Below are 26,412 nucleotides of genomic sequence, written 5' to 3'. Positions count from 1 at the left end.
ACGCTCCCCGCGTAAACCTTGATGACACGCCGACAGCGGGCCGCTACGCTTGAAACTTCAGATGTTCTGCAACCTCCGGAGACTTATCAATGACCAACCGCCGCGCGTTTATTGCCAGCACCACAGCGGCCGTGGCCGGTGTGGCCCTGCCCTCCCTGGCCCGTGCGCAACAGGCCTTTCCGTCGCGCCCCATCAAATACATCTGCCCCTGGCCGGCAGGCGGCTCCACCGACGCGGTCATCCGTTCGCTGGCCGAAAGCGCCGGCAAGACCCTGGGCCAGACCATCATCGTCGAAAACAAGCCCGGCGCCGGCGGCATGCTGGGCGCCATCGAGATGCTGAGCGCCAAACCCGACGGCTACACGCTGACGCAACTACCGCACGGCGTGTTCCGCATTCCGCACATGCAGAAAGTCGCTTACGACCCGCTCAAGGACTTCACCTGGATCGCCTGCCTGACCGGCTACACCTTTGGCCTGGTCGTGCCCGCCGATTCACCAATCAAAAGCATCAAGGACCTGGTGGCCTACGCCAAGGCCAACCCCGAAAAATTCACCTACGGCTCGACCGGCACCGGCACCAGCCCGCATCTGGCGGTCGAGGAGTTTGCACAACGCGCCGGCATCAAGCTCACCCATGTGCCGTTCAAGGGCAACGCCGACAACATGCAGGCCATCCTGGGCGGCCACGTGATGGGTGCGAGCGACGCCACCGGCTGGGGCCCGCACGTCGAATCGGGCAAGCTGCGCCTGATCGCCACCTACGGCAGCAAACGCACCAAGCGCTGGCCCAACGTGCCCACGCTGACCGAGCTGGGCTACGACACCGTGTCGGACTCGCCTTTCGGTGTGTGCGGCCCCAAGGGCATGGACCCGGCCATCGTGGCGACACTGCACGAAGCCTTCCGGAAAACGCTGAACGACCCGGCCGTACTGGCCACCTTCGACAAATACGACCAGTCGGTGATCTACATGAACACCGCGCAATACACCAAGTTCGCCCGCGAAACCTTTGTCGCTGAAAAAGCGACGATAGAGCGGCTGGGCATGAGCTTCAAGGGCTGAGCCCGGCCGGCCGGCGCTTGCCGGCGCTTAATTGGCAGGCAAACTGTCGCAAGCCACGACTGGCAAGCCTTTCGTGGCTTTTTTACGTGCTTATCCACAGATTCGTGCACAGGATGCGTGGGCAACTGGGTACCGCATTGGCGGGAGCACCCGGCGCTGGGTCTGCCCACGGGAAAAAATGCCATCCTTGGGGGAAAGCCGCTTCGTGTCATGATTTTTGACTCTATTTTCATTTTGTTTCAATTTTGGCTGCGCCTGTCGCCGGACCCTTGTCCCCAGAAGCCGTGCAGCGGCGAGCACGTCCCCAGGATCGGCCTGCGTTATGCTGACTGTCTCCCTTTTTTCCGGTGTCGACATGACCTTTCAAGCTTTCCAGATCCTCCCGGCCATGCTGGTGGCGGCCACGCTGCTGTTGACCGCCTGCAAGGACACGCCCGCGCCTGACGTTCCGGCCAAAGCCGGCACCACCCCGGTTTCAACCGCCGCCGTTGCCGCCGAGGCCAAGGGCTTCAGTGTCGGTTCGACCATGAGCGCACGCACGGTGTATGTGTTCTTCGATGCCCAGTGCCCGCACTGCACCGCGCTGTGGATGGCGGCCAAACCCCTGAAGTCGCAAGCCAAATTTGTCTGGATTCCCGTGGGCTTGCTGAACGCCTCGAGCACCGCGCAGGGCGCCACCCTGCTGGCCGCGAAGGACCCGGTGGCGGCGATGGATGAGCATGAAGCCTCCATGCAGGCCAAGGGCGGCGGCATCAGTGCCGGCAGCAACATCGCCGCGCAAAAAGAAATGGTGGAGAAAAACACCGCGCTGCTGACCCGCCTGGGTTTTGCGTCGATCCCGACCATCATCGGCACCCATGCCCAGAGCGGCGCATTGGTGACCCAGGAAGGCTCCATGCCAACCGCCGCCCTGGCCGCGCTGCTTGGCCTGCAGGTGCCGGCCGCGCCATAGCAACATTTTCTTGCTTCCTCTCCCTATGGGAGAGGGTTGGGGTGAGGGTAGGAGGCATACCTCGAGCTATAACTTATCAATGGGGCGCAGGCCCTCACCCTGCCCTCTCCCACAAGGAGAGGGGGTAAAACCGCGTTCAGCTCACATCAGAACAACACGCGGCTGCGGATGGTGCCCGGCACGCCGGCGAGTTTGGCCAGCGCCATGTCCGAGGAAGCGGCGTCGATGTCGATCACCACATAACCGATGGCTTCGTTGGTCTGCAGGTACTGCGACGCGATGTTGATGTTGTTGTCGGAAAACACGCGGTTGATCTCCGCCAGCACACCGGGCACATTGCGGTGGATGTGCAGCAGCCGGTGTTTGCCCGGGTGCGCCGGCAGCGCCACCTCGGGAAAGTTGACGGACGAGGTCGAGGTGCCGTTGTCGCTGTACTTGACCAGCTTTTCCGCCACTTCGACGCCGATGTTCTCCTGAGCCTCCATGGTGGAGCCGCCGACGTGCGGCGTCAGGATCACGTTGTCCAGGCCACGCAGCGGCGACTCGAACACATCCTTGTTGCTGCGCGGCTCGACGGGAAACACGTCGATCGCCGCACCCAGCAGTTTTTTCTGGCGCAGGGCTTCGGCCAGCGGCTCGATTTCAACCACGGTGCCGCGCGACGCATTGATCAGCACGCTGCCGGGCTTCATCGCGGCAATCTCGGCCGCGCCTATCATCCACTGCGTGGCCTGGGTCTCGGGCACATGCAGGCTGACAACGTCGGACTGGGCCAGCAGATCCGTGAGCTTGCCGGCCTGGCGCGCATTGCCCAGCGGCAGCTTGGTGACCACGTCGAAAAAAACCACCTGCATGCCCAGCGCCTCGGCCAGCACCGACAGCTGCGTGCCGATGGAGCCGTAACCGATGATGCCCAGCGTCTTGCCGCGGATCTCGAAAGCGTTCTCGGCCGACTTGAGCCAGCCGCCGCGGTGGGCGACGGCGCTTTTTTCGGGCACGCCGCGCAGCAGCAGGATCGCCTCGGCCAGCACCAGTTCGGCCACCGAACGGGTGTTGGAAAACGGCGCGTTGAACACCGCAATGCCGCGCTCGCGCGCCGCGTTCAGGTCGACCTGGTTGGTGCCTATGCAAAAGCAGCCGACCGCCGCCAGTTTGGCCGCATGGGAAAACACGTCGGCGGTCAGCTGGGTGCGCGACCGGATGCCGACAAAATGGGCGTCGGCGATCTTGCGCTTGAGCTCGTCGCCTTCCAGGGCGCCCGTGAGGCTTTCGATCTGCGTGTAACCCGCCGCCTGAAGCACCGCCACAGCCGAGGGATGGATGCCCTCCAGCAGGAGAAACTTGATCTTTTTCTTGTCGGTCGAGGTTTTGCTCATGGCACTCAGGCAGGTGGTGGAGCACCGAAGTATGAACCAAGGCCTGCGGGCGGGTCGTTCAGACCGTTTTTGCCCGCCCGCCCAAAAGGTTGTCGCGACCGCCCGGTCGCGCTTTGTCAGTCCACCGGTGCGGGCGCCTCACGGGCCAGGGCCTGCCGCCGGCTGGTGAACTGGGCCAGCGCCACGCCGACCAGCGTCAGCGCCGCGCCGGCCAGCTTGATGGCGGTGTACTGCTCGCCGGCGAACAGCCAGGCCACGAGGCCGGCGACCGGCGGCATCAAATACATCAGCGGCGCGGTGCGGGCCACACCGCGCACCGCGTTGACCCAGCCCCAGACCAGCCAGCCGAGAAAAGCCGACACCGTGACCGACCAGACCAGGCTGGCCCACACCGCCAGCGAGGCATCGCCCCAGGGCGCGGACAAACCGGCCGGCAGCGACAGCAGCAGCACCGGCACGCTGCCGAGCAGGGTCGCGTAGGCCATGGTCACGACGCCGCCATGGCGCTCGATCAGCGGTTTGGCGGCCACCGTGTACCAGGAGAAAAAACTCGCCGCGACCAGCAGGAACAGGTCGCCGCCGGTGGCACGCCAGTTGCCGCCCAACAGCTTGTCGGACAGGAAAATCAGCACGCCGGCAAAAGCCACGGCCACGCCGATGATCTGCGCCTTGTGCAGTTTTTCCACCCCCATGAAACGCAGGATCAGCAGCGTGAAGATGGGGCCGCAGGCCAGGATCAGCGAGCTCGAAAACGCGGTGGACCAGTGGATGCCATAGGTCACCATGCCGACATGCAGGAAATGCCCGGCAAAACCCAGGCGCGCGAGTTGCCAGAACTCCCGGCGCGTGATGCGCGGAAACTGCGTGCCGAAACGCCAGACCAGCAAGGCCAGCGCGCACAGCGGCATGATCAGGTAGCGGGCAAACAGGAAGCCGCCGGGGCCCACCACGTTGAAGACAAACTTCTGCAGCGAAAAGTTGATGCCCCAGATCACCACCAGCACCAGCGCAGCGGCCAGGGCGATGGACGCACGGCGGAGTTTTTTCTGTTCGGAGGTCATCGCGCCGTGTTCCGTGAAAGTTTGGGGTCAAACAGGCCTGCAGCCCAATGGATACGGGCGCAAGCAGCTATCAATTTGGAAGCATACCAGCTTCCGGCCAGGTCCGCAGGGTCGCCGTCACGGCGCCGGGCAGGGCTTCAGAAGTTGCTGCCGACCAGCGCCTCCAGGCGGGCCGGGTCCACCGGCTTGGTGAAATGGTGGTCAAAGCCGGCCTCCTGCGCCTTGCGTTTGTCTTCGGCCTGGCCCCAGCCGGTCAGGGCGACGATGACCGGGGCAGGCGCCTGGCCGAGAGCGCGAATCCTGCGGCAGGCTTCATAACCGTCCATACGCGGCATGCCGATGTCCAGAAAAATGACGTCGGGCCTGAAGGCCGCAGCCGCCTCGATGGCCTCGGCGCCGTCGTGCGCGGTGCGCACCTCGTGCCCCAGCATGCCCAGCAGGCTCGCCAGCGTCAGCGCGGCATCGACATTGTCGTCGGTGACCAGAATGCGGCGCGGCTCGAAAACGCCCGCGGGGTGCGGGACCGGAGCCACCGCCGCAGCCGCGACCGGAACCGCGCCTGACTCTGCTGCGGTCAGCGTGGCTGCGGCGTCGGCCACGGGCAGCCAGACGATGAAGCGGCTGCCGGGGCCGTCACTGCGGCTTTCGGCCCGAATGCTGCCGCCATGCATCTCGACAATCTTGCGCACCAGCGTCAGGCCGATGCCCAGCCCGCCCTGGGCCTTCGGCGTGGCCGGGCTGGGCTCGCCCTGAACGAACATGTCGAAGATGCGGGCGCTCAGGTGCTCCGGTACACCGATGCCGTTGTCCTCGATGCTGATGGTCACGCCTTGTGCGTCGGCGGCCACATGCAGCTCGACCGAGCCGCCTTCGGGCGTGTATTTGGCGGCGTTGTTGAGCAGGTTGGTGAAGGCCTGCGACAGCCGCACCAGGTCGGCCGTGATGGCAATCGGCTGCTCAGGCATGGTGACGGTGAACACATGCTGCCGCTCCAGGAGGACCGGCCGGCTGGTTTCCGCCGCACTGCTGATGGCGTCCGCGAGCCGGATCGGCTCGAGGCGCAGCTCCAGCTTGCCGCGGCTGATGCGGCTGACATCGAGCAGGTCATCGACCAGGCGTGTCATGTGCGCGATCTGGCGCTCCATGATGGCTCGGGTGCGCTCCAGGACGGCCGGATCACCCACCCCCAGCCGCAGGATTTCCGCGCTGGCGCGCAGCGGCGCCAGCGGGTTGCGCAACTCATGGGCCAGCATGGCCAGGAACTCGTCCTTCATCTGGCTCATCTGTTCGGCCTCACTGCGCGCGGCGCGTTCGTTGTCGAGCAGCTTTTCGCGTTCCTGCGCGGCCTGCCTTGCCACTTCATACAGCCGGGCGTTGTCGATGGACACGCCGGCCTGCGCCGCAATGCCGGTCACCAGCCGTTCGGCCCGGTCGTCGAAAACGCCGGCATCCGGGTGACCGAGAAACAGGCCCCCTATCACCTCCGCAGAACCCGAAGCAACCGGCACGGCCAGGTAGCTGCGCAGCGGCACCACCCCCGGCGGGGCCGTCGCTTCATGACGCGTGTCTTTGAGCAGGTCGTCGAGATGGACCAGCGGCGCGCCACTGAGCGTGAGGTTGAACAGCGCACCGGCCTGCGGCAGACCGCAGCTGTCGAAGTCCTGCGCGGCGATGCCAGCCACCGTCCGCAGGAAAGGGCCGTCCCCACCCGGGGCGGCGGTGGTGTAGAAGAAGGCGCCGACCTTCGCGCCGCTGGCCTCGGTGGCCGCGTCAATGACCGCCTGCGCCAGCATGTGCACGTCCAGCTTGGCCGTCAGGATGGTGCCGGTTTTGTTGAGCAGTTCCAGCACGCGGGCCTTCTTGCGCAGGGCATCCTCGGTGCGCCGCTGCTCGGTGATGTCGCGAAAAACCCAGACCCGCCCGACATGCTGGCCTTCCACGATCTGGATCTTGGAAGAACGCTCATAGACCCGGCCATCGAGCAGCTTGAGCAGGTCAAAACTTTCCGCCGGCGAGTGGCGGTAGATCTCATGAACCCGGTCCAGAAAGCCCTGCGCATCCTTGACCTGCCGGCTCGCCACCGGGAGCAGCCTTTCGTGGTCGCGAAAGGCCATGAGTTCGTCGGACAGACCCCACATCCGGACGTACTGCTGGTTGAAGCCGGTGACGTGCGCGTTGTCGTCGGTGACCAGGATGCCGTCGCGGCTGGCCTCCAGGGTGGCCCGGACCATGGACAGCGACAGCGCCAGCTCCGTCGTTTTCTGCTCCAGCCCGTCCCTGGCGGCCACCAGCACACCCTCGGCCCGCTGGCGTGCCCGCAGAATGCTCTGCGCATTCTGCAGGGCGACTGAGCGCAGCAGGCGGTCTTCGTCGTCGTTGGCCTTCATCATCGTCCTTCTTCAGGCATCTGTGCCTCGGGATGAACCGGCGGCACCGCGCCGGCCAATACGTGCCGGGCCGCCCGGAAGTGCAAGGGCCAGAAAATGCTGCCAACAGGCGGGGCCGGAATATGCATGGTGCTTTACTATAAGTAAGTCTGCCCGGCACAGATGTAGGCAAAAGGCGAATTGTGAGGGCAAGCCCCGCTTTTCAGCCATGCGCCCCCAATTCCGGCCCGGCCCGTCCCCTCACCCGAAAGGAAAACCTTGAAATTCAAAATGGCTGAAAAGTCACTTTTTGCCATCCTGCTGCGCTCGCCATGGTGGATCAGCTTTGCCATTGCCGTCGCCTTCGGGCTGGCATCCAAAGCCCTGCTGCCCGCGCAGTATTTTGTGTTTGGCGCCCTCGGCGGCCTCCCCTTTGCGGTAATCGGCGTGATCGCTGCCTGGAGGCAGTTCAGCGCGCCCAGCACCGCCCATGTCGAGGGCACGCTGGCGCAGCTGGAGGCCATGACCTGGCGCGATTTCTCGGCCGCCGTCGAGCAGGCTTTTGTCCGCGAGGGCTACGCGGTGCGGCGCCTGAACGGCGCGGCGGCTGATTTTGTTCTGGTCAAGGCCGGCCACACCACGCTGCTCGCTTGCAAGCGCTGGAAAGCCGCACACCTGGGCATCGAGCCCTTCCAGGGCCTGCAGGCCGCGCTGGGCGGCCATCAGGCCGACAGTGCCCTGTGCATCGCCACCGGGCAGGTGACGGAGAAGGCGCGCCAGTTTGCGGCCGAGCACCGGATCCGCGTTTTGCAGGGCACCGAGCTGGCCCAGCTGCTCAAACCGGTGCTGGCGAAAATCGCCAGGGCCTGAGCCCGGATTTGCTCCTGTTTTGGTAGCTGCCAGCGCAGGTAGCTATTGGGCCAGAGGCCGTTTTCGCTACAAGACTCCAGCCAGCCGGGTTCAGCGCTGCCGCACGGCCTTCATCACCGGATAGGCACTGGCCATCCACAGGTACATCAGCGCGCCGGCCAGCAAGGCCGCCGCGGCGATTTCCAGCGACAGCGTGAAACCTTCGCCCAGGCTGCGGCTGTGCCGCAGCAGCACGGCGACCAGCGGGGGGCCGGCAATCTGGCCGATGCCGTACATGGCGGTCAGCAGGCCCATGTAACTGGCGGCCGCGGCCGGCCGCAGCCGCCGCACCTCCTGCATCGCAAAAAAAGTGATGGCGGTGAACGGAATGCCCAGCAGCAGGCTGCCGATCGCAAAACCGGCCAGGTTGGGACTGAACACGCTGGCCCCAATGCCCAGTGCCTGCACCGTGTAGGCGCCGGCCAGCAGGTAGCGGAAATCGCCGGTGGCCGGGATGCGGGTGGCCAGCAAGGCGCCGGTCACCACGCCGAGGCCGAAGATGGGCCAGAAAAAATCGATCCAGACCGAGCCCGGCATGGCTTCGCGTGCGATCACCGGCAAAAAGGTGGCGGTGATGATGTAGCCGAAACCGGCCAGCCCGTAAGCCAGGGCCAGCAGCAGCATCTGCTTCCTGCCGGCCGGCGCATGGCTGGTGGCTGGCGTGCTGACCGGCGCGTTGGCTGCACTGCCGCCCTGCCCGGCTCCGCGCTCCTGAAAGGTGCGCCACACGGTGGCCGTCAGCACGGCGGCGAGCACGCCAAAAATCAACCAGCCGGTGGCAGCTTTCCACTGCAGCGCCACCATGGCGCTGGCAAACAGCCCGCTCAGGGCGATGCCCGCGCCGGGGCCGGCGTACATGATGCCGCCCAGCGCCGGCGCGCCCAGCCTGGCCAGTTGCGCCAGACACCAGCCCGAGGTGTAGACAAACACCAGCGCACTGGCCACACCGGCCGCAAAACGCAGCAGCGGCCACACGGCCGGCAGGTGCAGGGCCATGCCCAGGGTCAGCAGCGCGGTGGCGACCAGACCCGCACGCACCCAGCTTGAGGCGGCGACGGCCGGCAGAAAACGCAGGTGTTTCCAGATCCAGGGCTGGAAGGTGCACAGCAGCGCGCCGACGAGGTAACCGAGGTAATTGGCGCTGGCCAGCCAGCTGGCCGACGGGAGGTCGATCACGCCATCGCTGAGCATCATGGGCAGCAGCGGTGTGAAGGCAAAACGGCCTATGCCCATGGCCGCGGCCAGCGACAACATGCCGGCGATGGCAATCGCCCAGCGGCTCACGGGCGCCCGGCTCAAGGCTTGCTGCCTGCGGCCGGGTTTTGCGTCAGCGCAATGCGGCGGCGCAGGCGCTCGGCCGCCTCCATGTCACCACCCTTTTCTGCAAGCTGGAGTTGCACGCCCAGCCAGGCCAGCAGCGGCCGGCGCCAGCCCTGGCCGGAAGCTGTGTCCACCGCCTGCTGCAGCACCGCCGGGCTGGCACGGCCGGCGCGAAACAGCACGCCGGCAGCGACCAGTTGCGACAGCGGGTCGCTCATGGCTTTCAGCGCCGCGGCATCCGCACCGGCGGCGGCGGCGGCACGTTGCGGTGCGGGCAACAGGGCCATGTCCTGCGGCTGCAACTGGCCGGCGAGGTAGTCGGCATAGGCGCGCTCGGCGGTCGGTGCGTCCTGCCGCAGAACCTCAAACCCGGCGCAAGGTTCCAGCACCAGGCTGGCCACACGGCTGGCACAACGCAGCAGTTCGGCCCGCGCCATCAGGTCGCTGCGGCCGGTGCTGGAGAGTTCGCTGCGCACGCGCGCAAACTCCTGCGCCTCGACCCGCGAATTGCCTTCGAGGTAGGCGGCGACCGACCGCTCCATCGCGGTCTTGGCCTCCATCTGCCAGTCGGGTGCCTTGGGCCCGCCGCTGCAGGCCGCCAGCAAGAGCAGCGCGAGGACGAACAGGACAGGTGTAAAAAGTCTCATGGCAGCTTGATCTCCGTGTCGCGGGCAAACGGCCACTTGCGGTTGATCTCGTTGATCAGGCCATCCACCTTGCGCAGGCTGGCCTCGACCTCGCCGCGCAGTGCCCCCAGATCGTCGGTGGCGGCCCGGGCGTTGGCGCCCACGGCCTGGGCTTCGACGAGCACCGCGTCGACTTTTTTCAGGCTGGTGCGCGCTTCGCCGAGCAGGGTGTTGAGTTGCACCACCGTGGCCCGGGCTTCAGGCATCACGCCGTTGGCGCCGAACACCTGGGTGTCGGTCTTGGCTGCCAGGCCGTCGAGTTTGGTCAGCAAGGCGTTGGTGCGGTCCAGCGTGGCGATCAGCTTTTTGGCCTCGGCGTCGTTGCCCAGCAGCACGCTGAGCGCCCCGCCGGGGCCGTTGAGCCGCTCTGTCAGCTTCTGGAAATTGCCCAGACTGGCGCCCACGGAGCCTTCGCTGGCGGTCAGGCTGTTGAGGTTTTCCAGCAACTCTTTCGCCGCGGCCATCAGCTTCGGGATCTCCGCGCCCGTGTCGCCGCGCAGCACCTCGCGCACCGCGCCGTCCGGCAGCAGCGGGTCCTGGAGCATGCCGGTGTAAGCGCGGATGTTGGTGCTGCCCACCAGCCCGCGCACCAGGGTGAACACGCTGGACGTGCGCAGCCAGTGCGCGTCCTTGGTCGGCACATCCACGATGATGCGGGCCTTGCCGTCTTCAGCCAGCTCGATGCGGCGCACGCGGCCAATCGGAAAACCCGCAAACGTCATGTCCATGCCGACCACCACGCCTTCGGAGTCGTCGGACAGCAGCACCAGTTTCTGGGTGCTCTCAAAGGCGCCGCGCGCATACAGCACGTAAAGCGCCGAGCCCACCACCAGCACCGCCATGAAGACCAGCAGCAGCAGCGCCTTGAATTCGAGGTTGGCGACGGGCGGCATGGCCACACTGCTGCCGGGCGGCGGTTCCGGCGGCTCAGGCGGGGAGGGGGGTGGCAGGGCTTGGCTCATGGCTTGGAAGGAATGGGGGGGGTCGGGACGAAAGATTGGTCAGTGCTTAGTAGTAGTTGCCCACGAGGGACACCACCTCGATGAGCAGGATGACCGCAAACATGCGCACCAGCATGCGCAGTTCGGCGCTGGCACGAAAACGCAGCTCTGCCGTGTCGTACAGGGCCGAGGCCATCGGGATCAGCGACACGGCCAGGCTGAAAAACAGGGTTTTCAGCACGAAGATCAGGGTCACGGCGGGGTTGAACACCTGGCCGAAGAGCCGGGTGTACACCGCCACGCCCGACAGCGTGAAACCGTAACTGGCCAGGTAGGCCATCACCACCGCCACCACGCAGCTCAGCGCGGCCAGCGTGACGGTGGCGAAAATGCCGGCCGTCACACGCGGCAGCACCTCCTGGCGGACCGGGTCCAGGCCGCGCTGCTGCATGGCCTGCAGTTCACCACGCTGGCGCATCAGCGACAACTCGACCCCGCTGGCAATGGCGCAGCGCAGGGCCACGAACATGGCGGCCGTCAGCGGAATCAGTTCCAGCACCAGCACGCGGATGACGACCTGCAAGGCGTACTGCGACAGGCCGTAACTGAGCGCGGTGACGATGACGATGCGCGTGATGACCACGGTGATCAGCGCACACATCAGCGTGAAACCCAGCAGATTAGGCGCGGTGTTGAGATAGATGTGGCGCGCCAGCGCCCGGCGGTTGTCGCGGGCGTAGCTCGACGGCGACAGGGCCAGAACCAGAATCAACGCGCCGAGATGAATCAGGCGCCACCAGCCCACCAGCCAGTTCCGCGCCCTGTGGTTCAGTTCTGCCATCGTGCCGCGCCGACCAGCCAAGGGAGTCATGCGGCCATGATACTGCGCACTGCGTGCCTCAGCCTATCAGGCCAGCGGCCCCGCTTCAAGCGGGAGCGATCCGTTGGGAATGCCCGCGGACAGCTTGAGTTCCTGCGCGCAACGCGCCACCTCGTCGCGCTCCCCCTGCCACAAGGCGCTGATGTAGGCCCGGTAGGCGGGGTGCCAGTCGCCGGCTTCTTCCAGCATATCCAGCGCACCGCCGGCGGCGATCAGGCCCTGCACATGCGCCGCCACTTCGGTGGCCAGGGTGCAGGCGGTGTTGATGACCTTGTCGACATCCTCGTCCTGCGGCGTCAAGGCGGTGATCCCGAACAGGGAAAAAACCTGCGCCAGCGTCGCCTCGGAAGCGGCGTCGAAGACCTCCTCGCCGGTGGCCGGGTCCAGCGTTCTCTCGGCGGGAAAGGCGGCCTGCCCGGCTGCCGCCAGCAGTTGTTCGCGAAACAGTGCACTCATGCGTGTGGTCTTCCGTGTCCGTGGTTCGCAACCGGAGTGGCGGCGATGGCCGAAAGTTTAGGGCATGCGGGGCATGGCCGCTGGTGAACCCACCAGGGCCCGGCAGTAGGCCAGGAAGTCATCCATCTCGCCGGCCTTGTCGAAGACTGCGTCGGCCCGCAGCGCCAGGCATTTGCGGCGCACCTCCTGGCTCAACTGGCTGCTCAGCACCACCACCCGCTGGTCCTCCCTGCGCGTGATGCACCAGTTGAGCGCCCCCACACCGCTGCCCTGCCTCAAGTACAGGTCAACCACGGCGAGATCCCAGGCGCTGTCATGGGACGAGAGCCAGTTCGTCGCGGAGACTTCGTTGTCGGCATAAAACAGAACCTCCACCCCGGGTATCTCCTGCAGCGCGTCAACCAGCAGGTTTCGAAGGACCGTCTCGTCCTCGATCACGAAGACCTTGAGGGACCGCGATGCGCCCTTGCCGCTGGCATCATCCACCCCGTTCACGCGGGACACCGGTGTACGGGCCCGCGGCAGTGGGATGATGTGCTGGACATGAGCAGTGGTGACCATCAGGCCTCGATCCATGCTGAAAAAATCAGTGTAAGTTGGCGTCAAGCGGCTGCGATTGATCCAGAACAAAGGACAAGGCCGTCCTGCGTGGTGCCTGCGGCCCGTCTATCGATCGCCCCCAGGTTGCAGCACACGGACGTCGATGTAGAGGTCTTCCAGCGCACCGGCGTAGCCTTCGAAAGCGAGCAGTCGTGCGGCAGCTTCCGCACGCTCCCAACGCACGATGGCCTGCTTTTCTTCCAGCGAGAGATCCGGCACCGTCGCCTCGTCCTCCCGGGTCTTGGCCTGCACCCAGGCGCGGCGCGCCTGCGCCACCTGCTCCGGACTGCCGAGCTGCCCGACCAGGGACTGGTCATACCGCTGCTCGATGAGGCGGCATTGTTCCTCCGGAAATTCCTGGTTGTCCACCAACCGTATGAGGTAATTCATCGCATCCTCGTTTCCCGGGAAGCTGCAGGAACGTTCATCCATCACGGCAGGCCCGTTGCCGCCGTTTGCACAACACCCAGTGCTTGAATTTAAATGCTTTGTCCAGGGCGTGCAGCAATACCCCTGTCAACTCTGACAGGGGTGGTGGGTTAACACGAACGCTTTCTGCAGGCTACAGAGCGACCGGGTTTTCAACAGGCGCCGCGCCTCGTGCGCGGTCCTGGCCCGGCCCCCCATCAGCTGGGGCGCAGCCAAGCTGGCCGGAACGCCTGCTTTTTTTAAGCAAAAATGGTCTCCAGCCCTCATGGAATGGGCGTCACCAGCTATGCTATTCATAGCAATAAAGCGGCGCTGCGGCGCAGCGTCAGGGCGCCGGGCGGTTCGCCATCAGTTCCCCGAGCCTGACCGCCGTGCCCGGTGCCCAGTCCGGGTTGAAGTGGCATGGCCCCCGGGGAAACAGCATCACCACGGTGGAGCCGAGCAAAAAGCGGCCCATTTCGTCACCCTGCGCAAGCTCCACCGGCGGCTGGCCCTCGTAGCGCCACTCACGGACCTCTTTCGTCCGGGGCGGGTTGACCACGCCGTGCCAGACCGTGGCCATGCTGCCGACAATGGTGGCACCCACCAGCACCAGCACAAACGGCCCGCGCGCCGACTCGAAAACGCAGACCACGCGCTCGTTGCGCGCAAACAGCCCGGGCACGCCGCGCGCCGTGGCCGGGTTGACCGAAAACAGCTCGCCCGGCACGTAAATCATGCGCTGCAGGCGCCCGCCCATGGGCATGTGGATGCGGTGGTAGTCCTTGGGGCTGAGGTAAATCGTGGCGAAACTGCCGCCCGCGAACTGCGCGGCCAGCGCGCCGTCGCCGCCGACCAGGGCGGTGGTCGAGTAGTGATGCCCCTTGGCCTGGAAAATCCGGTCGCCCTCGATCGCGCCGAACTGGCTGATCGCGCCGTCCACCGGACAGACCAGGTCGGCGGCGGCCAGCGGACGGGCGCCCGGCTGGAGCGCCCGGGTGAAAAATTCGTTGAACGTCGGGTAGCTGCCGATGTCAGGGTTGGCGGCCTCGGCCATGTTCACGCCGTATTTGCCGACAAACCAGCGGATAATGCGTGTCGTGACCGCCCCGCCCCGCATGGAGGCAATGTGGCTGCCGAATTCCGTCATCGCCTGCTTGGGCAGGAGGTATTGCAAAAATACTTCAAATCGTTCGGACACGCGGGCTCACTGTGGTCTGGAGAAGCGCCCATTCTATAGAGGCACACCCTGCATCAGCCGGGTTGCAGCCGCAGCAGGCGGCCGCGCGGGCTGTCGGTCAGCACATAGAGCAGGCCGTCCGGCCCCTGCCGCACATCGCGAATGCGTTCACCGCCGCCATCGAGCAGCTTGTGCTCGCGCACGACCTGGCCCTTGAAGGGCGCGGTCAATTCGATGCGGTTGAGGTAGCCGAACTTCAGCGACCCGACAAACAGGTTGCCCTGCCAGGCCTGGCCATAACGCCCGCTCGTCAGAAACACCATGCCCGACGGCGCAATCGATGGCACCCAGTAATGCAGCGGCTGCTCCATGCCGGCCTTGGCGGTGATGCCCTCGCCCATCTTGCCGCCGCCGTAGTTTTCGCCGTAGGTGATGACCGGCCAGCCGTAGTTGCGCCCGGGCTGCGGCAGGTTGATTTCATCGCCGCCCTGCGGGCCGTGCTCGTGGGTCCAGTAGGTGCCGTCGGGCGCCAGGGCCGCGCCCTGCATGTTGCGGTGGCCATAACTCCAGATTTCCGGCAAGGCGCCGGCCCGCCCGACAAAGGGGTTGTCTTTCGGAACGCTGCCGTCCTTGTGGATGCGGACCACCTTGCCGTGGTGGTTGTCGAGTTTTTGCGCGTCCTGCATGCGTGAATAACGGTCGCCCAGGGTCAGGAACAACGTGCCGTCCGGCTTGCCGTCCTTCTGAGCTTCGACGATGCGGCAGCCAAAATGCGCGCTGCCGGAAAACTTGGGCTTCTGGCTGAAAAGCACCTGCACGTCTTCGAGCCGGCTGTTGTCAGCGGCCAGGGTGGCGCGCGCCAGCGCCGTGCTGTTGCCGCTGCCCGACGCGGCCGGCTCGGAAAAGCAGAAGTAGATCCTGCGGTTGCCTGCAAAGCCGGCATCCGTGATGACATCGAGCAGGCCACCCTGTCCGCCGGCGTCAATGGCGGGCAGACCGGCCACGGGCGGACCGAGCCGGCCATCGGCCTCCACCACCCGCAGGCGGCCTGGCCTTTCTGTAACCAGGAAGCGGCCCTGCGGCAAAAATGCGAGGGCCCAGGGGTTTTGCAAGCCCGTGGCGACGGCCTCCGGTCGCACGGCCTGCGCCTGTGCCGCTGCACCTGTCAATGCTACAAAAACAGTAGCACAAAAAGCAAGAGGTATAAGGGATAGATGCATATTTCTCTCCTTGATTCAGGCAAAAAATCCGCGCGGCGGATAGAGCCGGGCCTCTTGGCAATATGCCACTATCGCCTTCCCGGCACAGGCCTGCGGGTTCCCCGGGGAAGGGGCGGTTTTTCAGCCTCACAATGCACTTTTTGACGTAAATCGTTACAAATCAATGGCTTACCAACGCAATCTAGAAAAAACTTTAGCTTGACGTAGGACTTGTCCTTCAAGTACTCTAGCGCCCATGCGTACCCCCTTGCTCCTCACCTGCCTTCTGCTGGCCGCCACCGTGCACGCTGCACCCGGTCATTCCGGTGACGACATGGACAAATTCCTCGCCGACAAGGGCCTGCTCAACAAAATTGACCAGGTGCGGCAGTCGGTCGGCCACAAGGCCTCCGAGCTGGTGGTCAACGCCATGGGCTTCCTGGGCGTGCCTTACCGGCGTGGCGGCAACACGGCCGAGACCGGGGTGGATTGCAGCGGTTTTGTGAAAGCCATCTACGAGCAGAGCGTGGGACTGGTCTTGCCGCGGCGCGCCGAACAGCAGGCTGCCGCCACACAGAACATCGACAAAAAAGAGTTGCAGCCCGGCGACCTGGTGTTTTTCAACACCATGAAGCGGGCGTTCAGCCATGTCGGCATTTATGTCGGCGAGGGCAAATTCATCCATGCGCCCAAGCCCGGTGCCCAGGTGCGGGTTGAAAGCCTGAGCGTCGCTTACTGGGCCCACCGCTTCGACGGTGCGCGCCGCGTCCAGGGCACCGCCCAAGCCAACGCGTCCGGCGAATAAGCGGCCGTCCGCGGCCCTCTTCTCGCCCCTCCTCGCCCCCCCCCTCGCCCTTCCTCGCCGCTTCTTCTCTTTTCCGTCTTTTTTCCTGCCTGCCCTGCTTCGGCAGGTGTGCCTCAATCGGCCTTGACGCCGGCCTCCCGGATCACCTTCGCCCATTTGGTCGTTTCCAGCGCAATAAATGCGTCGAATTCCTCCGGCGTTCCACCTGCACCGAAGGTTCCCATGGCATCGAGCCGCGCACGCGTTTCATCGCTGCGGATGATGCGCCCGACTTCGTCCGACATGCGCCGGACGATGTCCTTCGGGGTGGCCGCCGGTGCCAGCATGCCGGCCCAGGTGCTGCCGGTGAAGCCGGCAAAACCCTGCTCGATGAAGGTCGGAACGTCCGGCACCGCCGGAAGGCGGCGGTCGCTCGCCACGCCGATCAGCCGCACCCGGCCCGCCTTGCCCTGGTTGATCAGCCCGGTTGGTGCGTCAAAAAACAGCTGGATCTGCCCGCCTATCAAATCCGTCAGGGCCGGCACCGCGCCGCGGTAGGGAATGTGCACCATGTAGGTCTTGGTGATGGCCTTGAGCAGCTCGCTGGTCAGGTGGGCGGCCGAGCCGTTGCCGGAAGAACCGAAGCTGACCTTGCCGGGGTGGGCACGCGCGTAGTCGATCAACTCTTTCGCCGTCTTGAAGGGGGCGTCGTTGTTGACGGCGGCCAGCAGCGGCGACACCCCCATCAGGGACACACCGGTCAGATCCTTGCGCGGGTCGTAGGGCAGCTTGGGGTAGAGCGTGGTGTTGGCGGCATAGGCGGCAATCACCACGGCAAAGGTGCTGCCGTCGGCCGGCGCCTTGGCCAGCAGGTCCACGCCAATGATGCTGTTGGCGCCCGGCTTGTTGTCGATGGTCACGGTTTGCTGCAGCCGGTTTTGCAGGCCCACCTGAACAATGCGCGCCATCTGGTCGGTGAAGCCACCCGGCGTGTAGGGCACGATGATGCGGATCGGCTTGTTCGGCCAGGCGCTTTGGGCCAGCAGCGGCGCACAGACGGCGGCAGCCCCGGCCGTGATGGCCAGGTTGAAACGGCGGCGAGATACAACGCGGGGGAACTTGAATTCAGACATGGCTTCTCCAAAAGAGGAAACCCATTTTGGGCTATCTGTCCAGCGTCAACCCCGGGGTTTGCCCCAAAGACATGCGTCGGCAAGGCCCGGATGGACACCTGCGCGACACTCGGAGTTCTGCAAAGCGGAACAGCGTTCCCCCCCCCCCCAAAAAAAAAAGACCAGACCCAGACCAGGCGAAAGGCCCAAGTCTTGCTGGCCGCCAACTGTAGAGACATCGACGAGATCGTCGCGCGGCTGGACACCCGACGCGAGGTGTCAGCCAGTGGCGCCGGCGCTTCTTCAAGGAGCGATTGGCGGGCCTCGAGGAGAGAGTTCGCCCGGTACGCCCTCGGGTTTTTCCCACCGGAGCTCGCGATTGAGATCAGGGCTCGCATGCGCGTTACCCACAACATTGGACTTTCCGCTATTCGAGTGGAAGTTCATCCGCGCCACTCTCAATGCGTTGGTCGTACGCATGCGTGATCGGTCGGCGCAGAGCCAGCCCCTGAAGATGGCCGCGTGAAAAATACGCGTGCGAATTTCAGAAATGAATTGCATAGCCAACGGATACGCCTCAGGGAGGTCCGTATTCCCAACAGATTCGGACGCCTGATTTTGCAGCGCAAAGCTGCCGACCTCAGGCTAGGCGTGTTGCCATTCCGCGTGAACACCAGACGCTGCCGTCCGCATCGACGATCAGCGCATCCAGGTTCGGAGCCTTCGTTACCCGCGCGCGTCCCGCAGCAGCACCTGCCACCATGATGGCTGCACCCAGGCCGTTGATCGCGTTCAGATCGTCCGCGATCAGGACAACACCGCGAGGGCCCCGTGTCGGGTACCCGGTCTTTGGATCGAGGATATGGTGCAGGCGCCTGCCCTGATGGATCACGAAGCGCTCGTAGTCGCCCGATGCCGCAACAAAGCCATGGTTCAGCGGAACTGCGCCAATCAATCGTTCGGGCTGCCTTGGATCACGCAGGCCCACCCGCCACGGCTGGCCGTTCAATTGGCCTGCCACCAGCACATCCCCGCCGCCATTGATCATTGCGTCGGCCACGCCTTGGCGATGCAGCTGCTGCATGCCCGCCTGCAGAATGGGAAGCTTGGCGATGCCTCCCAGATCCAGGCGCATGCCACGCCTGGAGAGATAGGCGGTTCCGGCGCGCTCATCGATCAGCAGATCCTTGTGGCCGACAAGACTCAACTGCTGCGAAACGCGCTGTGCAGACGGAATGGAAACATTGGCGGGGTCGAAGTTCCAGTCGCGCAGTGAGCCCACCGTGGGATCGAAATCGCCGCCACTGGCGTGAGCAGCGCGGCGCGCCATCAACAACACCTGAAGCAGCTCTGGCGGTACGGACACCGGCTGCAGGCCGGCCATCAGGTTGATGGCAGTGAGGGCGCTGGTGCTGCGGTAACGGCTCATCATGTCGGCCAGCCGCGTCATCTCCGCGAACGCCGCCTGCGCTGCCGCCGCAACGGCTGCGCGGTCGGCGCCCTGCAGCGTCAGGTCCATCTGTGTGCCCATCAGCACCTGCGAGAAGCGGTGAACACCGGGTACGGCATGCACCGGCGCAATAAAGAGACCGAAGGCGGCCAGCGGCAAACCAAATGCAACGCTGCGGCGGCCAAGGTGCAACGCGTCAGGACCGGGAGAACGCACGGGATCGCTTCCGGGCAGATCAGCGCGACTGATCGACCATGAAGGCCACCGCGGCCTTGACGTCGTCGTCGGACAGCGCGGTGGCGCCACCACGTGCGGGCATCAGCCCCTTCGCGCCGGTGAAGCCCTCAATGGCATGCTTGTGCAGGACATCCATACCCTGGGCAATGCGCGGGCCCCAGTCGGCCTTGTCGCCCGGTTTGGGCGCGCCGGCCACGCCGGCTGCATGGCAGAGCGCGCAGGTCTTGCCGTACACCGACTTGCCCAATGTGTTTTCTGCAACCGGTGCTGCTGGTGTTGCAGGCGCAGCGACCGGAGCTGGAGTGTTTGGCGATGCTGCCGTATCGACCTGGGTCTTGTCGCCGCAAGCGGTGAGAGAAAAAACGAGCGCTGCGATTGCAAATGCATTCATTGGTGTGTGCATGAAGGAACTCCGTTGGAAGATGCGGTTTATTTTATGCGCCTGATCGACGAAATACGTGTTACCTGCGGCTCATTTATAAAAAAAGTGTATTACATATACCCCTTTGATTTACATCAATGCCGATCAGACCTGTTCGATGAACCATATAGGCTGTTATCAACGTAAGTGCATCGTGGGCAATCAAGGCCCTGCCTCTACCTCCATTAGGAATTTCTCATGCGCCAGAAAACAGATACACCGTCCGAACAACTCAGCGTGATCGGGCGCCGCAAGTTCATCAACACCGCTGCACTCGCCGGCCTGACGGTTGGCGTTGCCGCATGCACCGACAAGCCCGCGGGCCCGGCAGCCGCAGCGAGTCCGGCAAGTGCCGCAGGACATGGCAGCAGCAACGGGGTGCATCTGAAACCCGGTGAACTCGACACATACTACGGCCTGTGGAGCGGCGGCCATACCGGCGACATGCGCGTTCTGGGAATGCCGTCGGGCCGTGAGATTCACCGCATTCCCTGCTTTGTGCCGGACGCGCTGGTGGGCTGGGGCGTCACGAACGAATCCAAGGCCGTCATGGGCACCAAGCCCGACGGCTCTTTGCGCTACACGGTGGCCGACACGCACCACACGCACGCCTCCTACAAGGACGGCAACTATGACGGCCGCTACGCCTGGATCAACGACAAGATCAACAGCCGCCTCGCTCGCATTCGCCTCGACTACTTCATCTGCGACAAGATCACCCAGTTGCCCAACGTGCAGGGTTTCCACGGAATTTTTCCGGACAAGCGCGACCCGGTCGATCCGGCCATCAACTACACCACGCGTGTGTTCTGCGGCGCCGAGTTCGCCGTTCCCCTGCCCAACAATGCTGGCATAGAAGATGGCAGCAAATACCGTTCGCTGTTCACCTGTGTGGATGCTGAAACGATGGAAGTGCGCTGGCAGGTACTGATCGATGGCAACTGCGACCTGACAGCCACCTCGTTTGACGGCAAGCTGGCAGCCACCAACCAGTACAACGTCGAAATGGGTGTGAAGTACGAAGACATGATGTCGGCCGAGCGCGACGCCTGCCTGTTCTTCAACATCGCCCGTATCGAAGAAGCTGTCAAGGCCGGCAAATTCAAGACCATTGGCTCCTCCAAGGTACCCGTTGTGGACGGCACGCATGAAGGCAACAAGGACCCCAAGACCGCTCTGACCGCCTACGTCAGCGTGCCCAAGAACCCGCACGGCGTAAACGCCAGCCCCGACCAGAAGTACTTCATCTGCGCGGGCAAACTCTCGCCCACCGCCACCGTGATCGAACTGGCCAAGGTGCTCGACTGGTTCGACGGCAAGCTGGAAAAACTCGACAATGCCATCGTTGCCGAGGTGGAAATCGGTCTGGGCCCGCTGCACACCGCCTTTGACGGCCGTGGCAATGCGTACACCACGCTATTCCTGGACAGCCAGGTGGTCAAGTGGAATGTGGAGGCGGCTATCAAGTTCCACGCTGGCGACAAGACCGCCAAGTATGTGGTCGACCGCCTTGACGTGCACTACCAGCCCGGCCACATCAATGCCTCGCAGTCCGAAACCATTGCCGCTGACGGCAAGTACCTGGCGGTGGGCTGCAAGTTCTCCAAGGACCGCTTTCTGCCCGTGGGCCCGCTGCACCCCGAGAACGAACAGCTCATCGACATTTCGGGTGACAAGATGGTGCTGCTGGCCGACCATCCGGTGCGCGGCGAGCCACATGACTTCATCATCTTCAAGCGCGATCTGGTCAAGCCCAAGCAGGTGTACAGCCTGGACGACTTCCCGCTGGCGGTGAAGGATGCCAAGGACTCCGGCGTGTTCCGCAATGGCAAGAAGGTCACGGTGAAAATCACCTCGCAAGCACCAGCCTTCAGCCTGCGCGAGTTCAAGCTCAGGAAGGGTGATGAGGTCACGCTGATCCTGACCAACCTCGACAAGATCGAAGATCTGACGCACGGGTTCGCCATTCCGAACTACAACGTCAACTTCATCGTCAATCCGCTGGAGACGAAGTCTGTGACCTTCATTGCCGACCAGCCGGGCGTGTTCTGGTGCTATTGCACCCATTTCTGCCACGCGCTCCACCTTGAAATGCGTACCCGCATGATCGTGGAAGCCTGATAGCCGGTTTACCGGGAGGCTCGGCGCACGCGCGCAGGGCCTCCCTTGATAGGAAAGCGTGATGACCTTGTTAGGCCAACGGCTTGCGATCCTTGGGGTCGCTTTTTTTCTGGCGCTGTCGCTGTTTGCGCCCCGCGTCCAGGCGGGTGCCTATGAGGCGGAGTTGCCGGCGGAACTGGCCACCGCCAAGGACATGTGCGCATTGCTGCCTTGCGCGGAGGTGTTTCCGGGGGCCAGGCATTTCTCAGAACGCAAGGGCCAGCCACCCTATGTGGAGGCCTATGATAACGATGCCGCCCAGAAAAAACTGCTGGGCTACGTGATGCTCTCAACCGATATCACCGACACGCCCGCCTATTCGGGCAAGCCGGTGGTGACGCTGATCGGTATGGACCTGCAGGGACGTTTCGTCGGCGTCCAGGTGCTCAAGCACTCCGAGCCGATCCTGCTGCTGGGCATTCCCGAATCCGCGTTGATAAATTTCAACAACCAGTACTTGGGCAAGTCGGTCAAAGACACGATCGAGGTTGGCCCTTCCCGGCCCGAAGAAAATGTGATTGGCCTGGATGCCATTTCCGGCGCCACCGTCACCGTGATTGCCCAGAACCAGGTGATGATGATGTCGGGCGCCGCCGTGGCGCGGCAGACCGGCATCATTGAACCCACCGTGCGCGACCCGGCACGTTTCGTATCCAATGGGCAGCGTTACGACTGGGCGCAATTGGTCCGGATGGGCCTGGTGCAGCGGCTGCTGGTCAAACCCGAACAGGTGGGCCTGCCGCGCGGGCCCGAGCCCTTCATTGAGCTGTGGTTTGGAGACCTCAACCACCCTGACTTGGGGCGCAGCCTGCTGGGTGAGCGGGGCTATGACACCCTGCGCTCGCGCCTGCAGCCGCAAGAAAGTGCCTTTTTCGTGATCCGCACGGCCGGCGCGGAGTCATTCAAGGGTTCGGGTTTTGTGCGTGGCGGCATCTATGACCGTGTGCAGGTCAAGCAAGGCGCCGACTCGTTCACCTTCCGCGACCTGGATTCCTACAACCTATACGGCTTGGAGGCGGCCGGTGCCCCGCGCTACAACGAGGCGGCCATCTTCGTCATCCGCTCTCCGGCTTTCTCGGCCGCCTTCCCCTGGAAGCTGGCCTTCCTGGGCAACCGCGTCGACCGCGCGACCGGGCACCGCAGCTTTGCCGTATTCGAGTCCAAATACTGGCTGCCCGCCAGCCAGCTTGAAGGTGGACGACCCAAGGTCGTCGAGCCCGATGCACCCTGGGTGCGCGTCTGGAAGTCACAGGCGATTTCGATTGCCCTGTTCGGGCTGCTGCTGGTGGCCGTGACCGTGGTCTATACCTACCGCGAGAAGCTCACGCGTCTGTCCACCCACAAGAACAAGTGGCCCGTGAACGGCTTCAAGTATTTCTTCTGGGCGGTCAGCATGGTCGTTGTCGGCTTCGGACTCATGGCACAGCCCTCCATCACGCAGGTGCTGACCTGGTTCCATTCACTTCTGTTCCAGTGGAAATGGTCGCTGTTTCTGACCGATCCGTTTATCTTCCTGTTCTGGATCTTTATCATCGTCACCGTGTTCCTGTTCGGGCGCGGCCTGTTCTGCGGCTGGATGTGTCCGTTTGGATCACTTCAGGAATCCATTTACAAGATCGCGCGCTTCGTTGGCCTGAGGCGTTTCCAGACCAAGCTGCCGCAAAAATGGCACGATCGACTCAAGTGGCTCAAGTACGCCATCTTCTTCGGCCTGCTGGTGGTGTCCATGTTCTCCATGGGGCTGGCCGAGAAGCTGGCCGAGGTGGAGCCGTTCAAAACCACTTTCCTGGTGGGCATCAGTAACCGCGCCTGGCCCTACGGCCTGTTCGTGGCTGCGATCCTGGGCGTGTCGATCTTCATCGAGCGGCCATACTGCAAATACATCTGCCCGCTGGGTGCCTCCCTGGCCATGCCCAGCACCTTCCGCTGGTTTGGCCTCAAGCGCAAGCAGGACTGCAATAGCTGCAAGGCCTGTGCCGTGGGCTGTGGTGCCCAGGCCATCGATGCCGACGGCCGCATCGATCACCGTGAATGCCTGCACTGCCTCGATTGCATGATCCTTTCCACAGACACCAAGGGCTGTCCACCCCTGGCGAAGGAACGCAAGCGCCGCGAAAAAGACGGACTGGAGATCACCCCCATTGGTGTCAACGGCTATTTCATACCGATCTACCCGGCCCCCAGCTACACCGAGCAGATCAGCGCCAAAGCGGCCAATGGCCCCGATCCCCGCATGCCTACCGATCCTGTGGCACCGTTCCACAAGGTGGGCGAGTCGCGCCTGAAGTGGATCATGCTGGAGGTGCGTGACCACCTCTGGCCCTGGAGCACGGAAGGCTGGCGCAGCCAGCGCGCCCTCCAGGTAGCAGGCTTCTCGCTGGCGGTGGCCGCCACCGTGGCCTGGGTGATGACCGCGATGGGCGGCCTGTCCTCGGGGGCCATCATCGGCTGGTGGTTTGGCTGGAGCGTGTACGAAGTGCTGATCCGGCTGTCTGGCCGTCGCTATGTGAAAGATGGAGTCTGGTGGCGCGACAACTACCGCACGGCCAACGTGATGGACATGATGAGCTACGTGGGTTTCAAGAATCTGCTGATCGGTGCGGCCCTGTTCCTGGCGCTCAAGGCGCTGGGCCTGCTGAGCTTATGAAGGGCGTCTTACTGCGCACGACGTTTGTCGCGTTGCTGGGGCTGGGTACGGCGTGCCTGTCTTGGGCCGCCACGGTGTCAGTGCAACCGGGCCAGGACCTCGCAGCCGCCGTCAAGGCGGCGGCGCCGGGCGATGTGGTCGAGGTGGCGCGAGGCATGTACCGCGTCAACCTGCTGATCGACAAGCCGCTCACGCTGCGCGGCATCGACCGCCCCACCCTCAGCGGTGGCAACCAGGGTGACACCATCCGGGTCACCGCCCAGGATGTGGTGATCGAGGGCCTGATCGTGCGCGATTCGGGCGACAGCCTGAAACACCAGAACGCCGGCATTTATCTGTATCCTGGCGCTCACCGGGCCGTGGTGCGGCACTGTGACCTGACCTACAACCTGTTCGGCCTCTGGATCGAGAAGGCCGACGATGTGCTCATCGAGCACAACACAATCACCGGCAAGCGCGAGTACAACTCCTCGCAGCGCGGCAATGGCGTGCAGCTGTACAACACCCAGCGCGCGCGCATCCTGAATAACAACATCAGTTTCGTGCGCGATGCGCTTTACGTGGATGTTTCACACCACGCCATCTTCAGGGGCAACAAACTGCATCACAGCCGCTACGGCACGCATTACATGAACTCCTACTACAACCTGTGGGAGGACAACGACAGCTACTACAACCGCGGTGGCCTGGCGCTCATGGAAGTACGCGACCAGGTGGTGCGCAACAACCGGGCCTGGGGAAACTCGGATCACGGCATCATGCTGCGCACGATCCAGGATTCTCTGGTGGAGAACAACATCGTCGCCGGCAACAACCGCGGCTTCTTCATCTACGACGTGGAATATGCCACCTTGAAGAACAATCTGGTAGTCGACAACCACGTTGGTGTGCATCTGGCGGCGGGCTCCACGCGCAATGTGGTGGAGGGCAATGATTTCATTGCCAACCGGGAGCAGGTGCGCTATGTGGGTGCGCGCGACGAGATGTGGGGCGCCAAGAGCGGTAACCACTGGGGCAACTACCTGGGCTGGGACCGCGACGGCAACGGTATCGGCGACGTGCGCTATGAGGCCAACGACATGGTGGACCGTCTCACCTGGCGCTACCCGAGCATCAAGCTGCTGCTGGCCAGCCCGGCGGTGCAGGCTTTGCGTCTGGTGGCTCAACAATTTCCGGTGCTGCGCGTCCCCAGCGTGGTGGACCCGAAACCTCGCATGCACCCGAACAACAAACAATGGAGTGAGTGGCGTGACAAGCACTATCCCGGTCAGTAACCCCACCGTCACCGGCGGTCCCGCGATCCAAGCGCGCGGCGTCGCCAAGCACTACGGCGTCCTGCATGCAGTGGACGGCGTGGACCTGACGGTGCAGCATGGCGAGATCTTTGGCCTGATCGGGCACAACGGTGCTGGCAAGAGCACGCTTTTCAAAATGATGTTGGGGCTTATTGAGCCCAGCGCGGGCGAGATTCTGGTTGATGGCGCTTCGGTGCGGGGGCGCGACTTCCGAAACGTTCGCCGTCACATCGGCTACCTGCCAGAGAACGTGGTTTTGTATGACAACCTGAGCGGCCTGGAGACCCTGCGTTTCTTTGCCCGGCTCAAGGGCGCGCCCAGTTCGCAATGCGAGCCGACGCTGGCGCGCGTCGGCTTGTCGCATGCGGCAAAACGGCCGCTGCGGGAGTATTCCAAGGGCATGCGCCAACGTCTGGGTTTCGCGCAGGCTCTATTGGGCGCCCCACGGGTGCTGTTCCTGGATGAGCCCTCCAATGGGCTGGACCCACAGGCCATACGCGACTTCTACGCCACGCTGCGCGGATTGCGCGATACGGGCGTGACCATCCTCATCACCTCGCACATCCTGGCCGAGTTGCAGGAGCGGGTGGACCGCCTCGCCATCATGGCCGCCGGCAAGATACAGGCACTGGGCAGCGTGCAGGACTTGCGCGATCAGATGAATATGCCACTGGGCCTGGAGCTGCGTCTGGCGCCGGGCGATGTGGCGCCAGCCCAGCAGGCGCTGAGTCAGCTCATTGGCGTGAGCAGTGTGGTCACCGCAGAAGGGCTGCGAGTCAGCTGCCCCCGTGCGTCCAAGATGGCCGTGCTGGGGGCGCTCGCCTGTCTGGGTGCCAGAATGCTGGACTTGAACATCCGTGAGCCCTCGCTCGAAGACGTGTTTTTCGGATTTTCGGATTGAGGTAAAA

The 26,412-nt window shown here is 64.1% G+C and carries 23 protein-coding genes; 8 read left to right on the top strand and 15 right to left on the bottom strand.

Annotation, left to right across the window (positions count from 1 at the left end; all coding sequences use genetic code 11):
* Window positions 1-89: 89 nt before the first annotated feature.
* Window positions 90-1,064: a tripartite tricarboxylate transporter substrate binding protein gene (locus tag PSV40_RS16845; protein ID WP_300539943.1), complete on the top strand. Its 975-nt coding sequence runs from the start codon at window positions 90-92 to the stop codon at window positions 1,062-1,064.
* A gap of 355 nt (window positions 1,065-1,419) precedes the next feature.
* A complete protein-coding gene (locus PSV40_RS16840; RefSeq protein ID WP_300539941.1) occupies window positions 1,420-2,016 on the top strand; it encodes a thioredoxin fold domain-containing protein in 597 nt (198 codons plus the stop codon).
* Window positions 2,017-2,162: 146 nt separating this feature from the next.
* On the opposite strand, the gene serA is transcribed toward PSV40_RS16840, so the two are convergent.
* The 3 genes from serA to PSV40_RS16825 form a co-directional block, all read right to left on the bottom strand.
* The gene (gene serA, locus PSV40_RS16835) at window positions 2,163-3,392 is read right to left on the bottom strand and encodes a phosphoglycerate dehydrogenase (RefSeq protein WP_300539939.1); all 1,230 of its coding nucleotides are present in this window, start codon (window positions 3,390-3,392) and stop codon (window positions 2,163-2,165) included.
* A gap of 116 nt (window positions 3,393-3,508) precedes the next feature.
* Entirely contained in the window at window positions 3,509-4,453 is a 945-nt protein-coding gene (locus PSV40_RS16830; protein WP_300539937.1) for a DMT family transporter, read from the bottom strand.
* Window positions 4,454-4,590: 137 nt separating this feature from the next.
* Complete coding sequence (locus PSV40_RS16825) at window positions 4,591-6,843, bottom strand: ATP-binding protein (protein WP_300539935.1); 2,253 nt, start codon at window positions 6,841-6,843, stop codon at window positions 4,591-4,593.
* A gap of 267 nt (window positions 6,844-7,110) precedes the next feature.
* Here PSV40_RS16825 and PSV40_RS16820 point away from each other — a divergent pair, with 267 nt between their 5' ends.
* Window positions 7,111-7,689, top strand: coding sequence for a restriction endonuclease (locus PSV40_RS16820; protein ID WP_300539933.1), 579 nt, complete (start codon window positions 7,111-7,113; stop codon window positions 7,687-7,689).
* 90 nt (window positions 7,690-7,779) lie between these two features.
* Here the strand turns inward: PSV40_RS16820 and PSV40_RS16815 are convergent, their stop codons facing one another.
* The 9 genes from PSV40_RS16815 to PSV40_RS16775 all read right to left on the bottom strand — a co-directional run bounded on the left by PSV40_RS16815 (window position 7,780) and on the right by PSV40_RS16775 (window position 15,419).
* On the bottom strand, window positions 7,780-8,982 hold the full coding sequence (locus PSV40_RS16815; RefSeq protein WP_300540074.1) for a YbfB/YjiJ family MFS transporter: 1,203 nt from the start codon (window positions 8,980-8,982) through the stop codon (window positions 7,780-7,782).
* A 41-nt stretch (window positions 8,983-9,023) separates the two neighbouring features.
* Window positions 9,024-9,695 (bottom strand): hypothetical protein, encoded by a 672-nt coding sequence (locus tag PSV40_RS16810; protein ID WP_300539932.1) that lies wholly within the window; start codon window positions 9,693-9,695, stop codon window positions 9,024-9,026.
* Window positions 9,692-10,696, bottom strand: coding sequence for a mammalian cell entry protein (locus PSV40_RS16805; protein WP_300539930.1), 1,005 nt, complete (start codon window positions 10,694-10,696; stop codon window positions 9,692-9,694). Before PSV40_RS16805 ends, PSV40_RS16810 begins: the two co-directional genes overlap by 4 nt.
* A gap of 46 nt (window positions 10,697-10,742) precedes the next feature.
* On the bottom strand, window positions 10,743-11,546 hold the full coding sequence (locus PSV40_RS16800; protein ID WP_300539928.1) for an ABC transporter permease: 804 nt from the start codon (window positions 11,544-11,546) through the stop codon (window positions 10,743-10,745).
* A gap of 36 nt (window positions 11,547-11,582) precedes the next feature.
* Window positions 11,583-12,011: a hypothetical protein gene (locus PSV40_RS16795; RefSeq protein ID WP_300539926.1), complete on the bottom strand. Its 429-nt coding sequence runs from the start codon at window positions 12,009-12,011 to the stop codon at window positions 11,583-11,585.
* A 57-nt stretch (window positions 12,012-12,068) separates the two neighbouring features.
* Complete coding sequence (locus PSV40_RS16790; protein WP_300539925.1) at window positions 12,069-12,572, bottom strand: response regulator; 504 nt, start codon at window positions 12,570-12,572, stop codon at window positions 12,069-12,071.
* 105 nt (window positions 12,573-12,677) lie between these two features.
* On the bottom strand, window positions 12,678-13,001 hold the full coding sequence (locus tag PSV40_RS16785) for a hypothetical protein (protein ID WP_300539923.1): 324 nt from the start codon (window positions 12,999-13,001) through the stop codon (window positions 12,678-12,680).
* Window positions 13,002-13,365: 364 nt separating this feature from the next.
* Entirely contained in the window at window positions 13,366-14,220 is an 855-nt protein-coding gene (asd, locus tag PSV40_RS16780) for an archaetidylserine decarboxylase (RefSeq protein ID WP_300539921.1), read from the bottom strand.
* A 53-nt stretch (window positions 14,221-14,273) separates the two neighbouring features.
* On the bottom strand, window positions 14,274-15,419 hold the full coding sequence (locus PSV40_RS16775) for a PQQ-dependent sugar dehydrogenase (protein ID WP_300539919.1): 1,146 nt from the start codon (window positions 15,417-15,419) through the stop codon (window positions 14,274-14,276).
* Between the two features lie 235 nt (window positions 15,420-15,654).
* On the opposite strand from PSV40_RS16775, the gene PSV40_RS16770 reads away from it, so the two are divergent.
* The gene (locus PSV40_RS16770; RefSeq protein ID WP_300539917.1) at window positions 15,655-16,203 is read left to right on the top strand and encodes a C40 family peptidase; all 549 of its coding nucleotides are present in this window, start codon (window positions 15,655-15,657) and stop codon (window positions 16,201-16,203) included.
* 113 nt (window positions 16,204-16,316) lie between these two features.
* Here PSV40_RS16770 and PSV40_RS16765 read toward each other — a convergent pair whose 3' ends face one another.
* From PSV40_RS16765 to PSV40_RS16755, 3 genes are all read right to left on the bottom strand, one after another.
* Window positions 16,317-17,315 (bottom strand): tripartite tricarboxylate transporter substrate binding protein, encoded by a 999-nt coding sequence (locus tag PSV40_RS16765; RefSeq protein ID WP_300539915.1) that lies wholly within the window; start codon window positions 17,313-17,315, stop codon window positions 16,317-16,319.
* Window positions 17,316-17,934: 619 nt separating this feature from the next.
* Window positions 17,935-18,960 carry an FAD:protein FMN transferase gene (locus tag PSV40_RS16760; protein WP_300539912.1) on the bottom strand — a complete coding sequence of 342 codons (1,026 nt, stop codon included), beginning with the start codon at window positions 18,958-18,960 and terminating at the stop codon, window positions 17,935-17,937.
* A gap of 19 nt (window positions 18,961-18,979) precedes the next feature.
* Complete coding sequence (locus tag PSV40_RS16755) at window positions 18,980-19,372, bottom strand: c-type cytochrome (protein ID WP_300539910.1); 393 nt, start codon at window positions 19,370-19,372, stop codon at window positions 18,980-18,982.
* A gap of 228 nt (window positions 19,373-19,600) precedes the next feature.
* On the opposite strand from PSV40_RS16755, the gene nosZ reads away from it, so the two are divergent.
* From nosZ to PSV40_RS16735, 4 genes are all read left to right on the top strand, one after another.
* On the top strand, window positions 19,601-21,523 hold the full coding sequence (nosZ, locus tag PSV40_RS16750) for a TAT-dependent nitrous-oxide reductase (protein WP_300539909.1): 1,923 nt from the start codon (window positions 19,601-19,603) through the stop codon (window positions 21,521-21,523).
* A gap of 61 nt (window positions 21,524-21,584) precedes the next feature.
* A complete protein-coding gene (locus PSV40_RS16745) occupies window positions 21,585-24,209 on the top strand; it encodes a 4Fe-4S binding protein (RefSeq protein ID WP_300539907.1) in 2,625 nt (874 codons plus the stop codon).
* Window positions 24,206-25,483 carry a nitrous oxide reductase family maturation protein NosD gene (locus PSV40_RS16740; protein ID WP_300539906.1) on the top strand — a complete coding sequence of 426 codons (1,278 nt, stop codon included), beginning with the start codon at window positions 24,206-24,208 and terminating at the stop codon, window positions 25,481-25,483. The genes PSV40_RS16745 and PSV40_RS16740 overlap by 4 nt, the downstream gene beginning before the upstream one ends.
* Window positions 25,458-26,405, top strand: coding sequence for an ABC transporter ATP-binding protein (locus tag PSV40_RS16735; protein ID WP_300539904.1), 948 nt, complete (start codon window positions 25,458-25,460; stop codon window positions 26,403-26,405). Before PSV40_RS16740 ends, PSV40_RS16735 begins: the two co-directional genes overlap by 26 nt.
* Window positions 26,406-26,412 lie beyond the last annotated feature (7 nt).

The organism is Polaromonas sp., assembly GCF_029945925.1.
GTDB lineage: Bacteria > Pseudomonadota > Gammaproteobacteria > Burkholderiales > Burkholderiaceae_C > Polaromonas.
The sequence above is the reverse complement of the archived record's forward strand: the minus strand, read 5'-3'. Positions and strand labels throughout refer to the sequence as shown.

Bases quoted from the DNA above. Each gene is read 5' to 3' on its own strand.
- PSV40_RS16740 (WP_300539906.1), top strand. From the start codon at position 24,206: ATGAAGGGCGTCTTACTGCGCACGACGTTTGTCGCGTTGCTGGGGCTG.
- PSV40_RS16830 (WP_300539937.1), bottom strand. From the start codon at position 4,453: ATGACCTCCGAACAGAAAAAACTCCGCCGTGCGTCCATCGCCCTGGCC.
- PSV40_RS16805 (WP_300539930.1), bottom strand. From the start codon at position 10,696: ATGAGCCAAGCCCTGCCACCCCCCTCCCCGCCTGAGCCGCCGGAACCG.
- PSV40_RS16755 (WP_300539910.1), bottom strand. From the start codon at position 19,372: ATGAATGCATTTGCAATCGCAGCGCTCGTTTTTTCTCTCACCGCTTGC.
- PSV40_RS16795 (WP_300539926.1), bottom strand. From the start codon at position 12,011: ATGAGTGCACTGTTTCGCGAACAACTGCTGGCGGCAGCCGGGCAGGCC.
- PSV40_RS16775 (WP_300539919.1), bottom strand. From the start codon at position 15,419: ATGCATCTATCCCTTATACCTCTTGCTTTTTGTGCTACTGTTTTTGTA.
- PSV40_RS16765 (WP_300539915.1), bottom strand. From the start codon at position 17,315: ATGTCTGAATTCAAGTTCCCCCGCGTTGTATCTCGCCGCCGTTTCAAC.
- PSV40_RS16845 (WP_300539943.1), top strand. From the start codon at position 90: ATGACCAACCGCCGCGCGTTTATTGCCAGCACCACAGCGGCCGTGGCC.
- PSV40_RS16745 (WP_300539907.1), top strand. From the start codon at position 21,585: ATGACCTTGTTAGGCCAACGGCTTGCGATCCTTGGGGTCGCTTTTTTT.
- PSV40_RS16790 (WP_300539925.1), bottom strand. From the start codon at position 12,572: ATGGTCACCACTGCTCATGTCCAGCACATCATCCCACTGCCGCGGGCC.
- PSV40_RS16840 (WP_300539941.1), top strand. From the start codon at position 1,420: ATGACCTTTCAAGCTTTCCAGATCCTCCCGGCCATGCTGGTGGCGGCC.
- serA (WP_300539939.1), bottom strand. From the start codon at position 3,392: ATGAGCAAAACCTCGACCGACAAGAAAAAGATCAAGTTTCTCCTGCTG.
- PSV40_RS16800 (WP_300539928.1), bottom strand. From the start codon at position 11,546: ATGACTCCCTTGGCTGGTCGGCGCGGCACGATGGCAGAACTGAACCAC.
- PSV40_RS16825 (WP_300539935.1), bottom strand. From the start codon at position 6,843: ATGATGAAGGCCAACGACGACGAAGACCGCCTGCTGCGCTCAGTCGCC.
- PSV40_RS16820 (WP_300539933.1), top strand. From the start codon at position 7,111: ATGGCTGAAAAGTCACTTTTTGCCATCCTGCTGCGCTCGCCATGGTGG.
- PSV40_RS16815 (WP_300540074.1), bottom strand. From the start codon at position 8,982: ATGTTGTCGCTGGCCGCGGCCATGGGCATAGGCCGTTTTGCCTTCACA.
- nosZ (WP_300539909.1), top strand. From the start codon at position 19,601: ATGCGCCAGAAAACAGATACACCGTCCGAACAACTCAGCGTGATCGGG.
- PSV40_RS16810 (WP_300539932.1), bottom strand. From the start codon at position 9,695: ATGAGACTTTTTACACCTGTCCTGTTCGTCCTCGCGCTGCTCTTGCTG.
- PSV40_RS16785 (WP_300539923.1), bottom strand. From the start codon at position 13,001: ATGAATTACCTCATACGGTTGGTGGACAACCAGGAATTTCCGGAGGAA.
- PSV40_RS16770 (WP_300539917.1), top strand. From the start codon at position 15,655: ATGCGTACCCCCTTGCTCCTCACCTGCCTTCTGCTGGCCGCCACCGTG.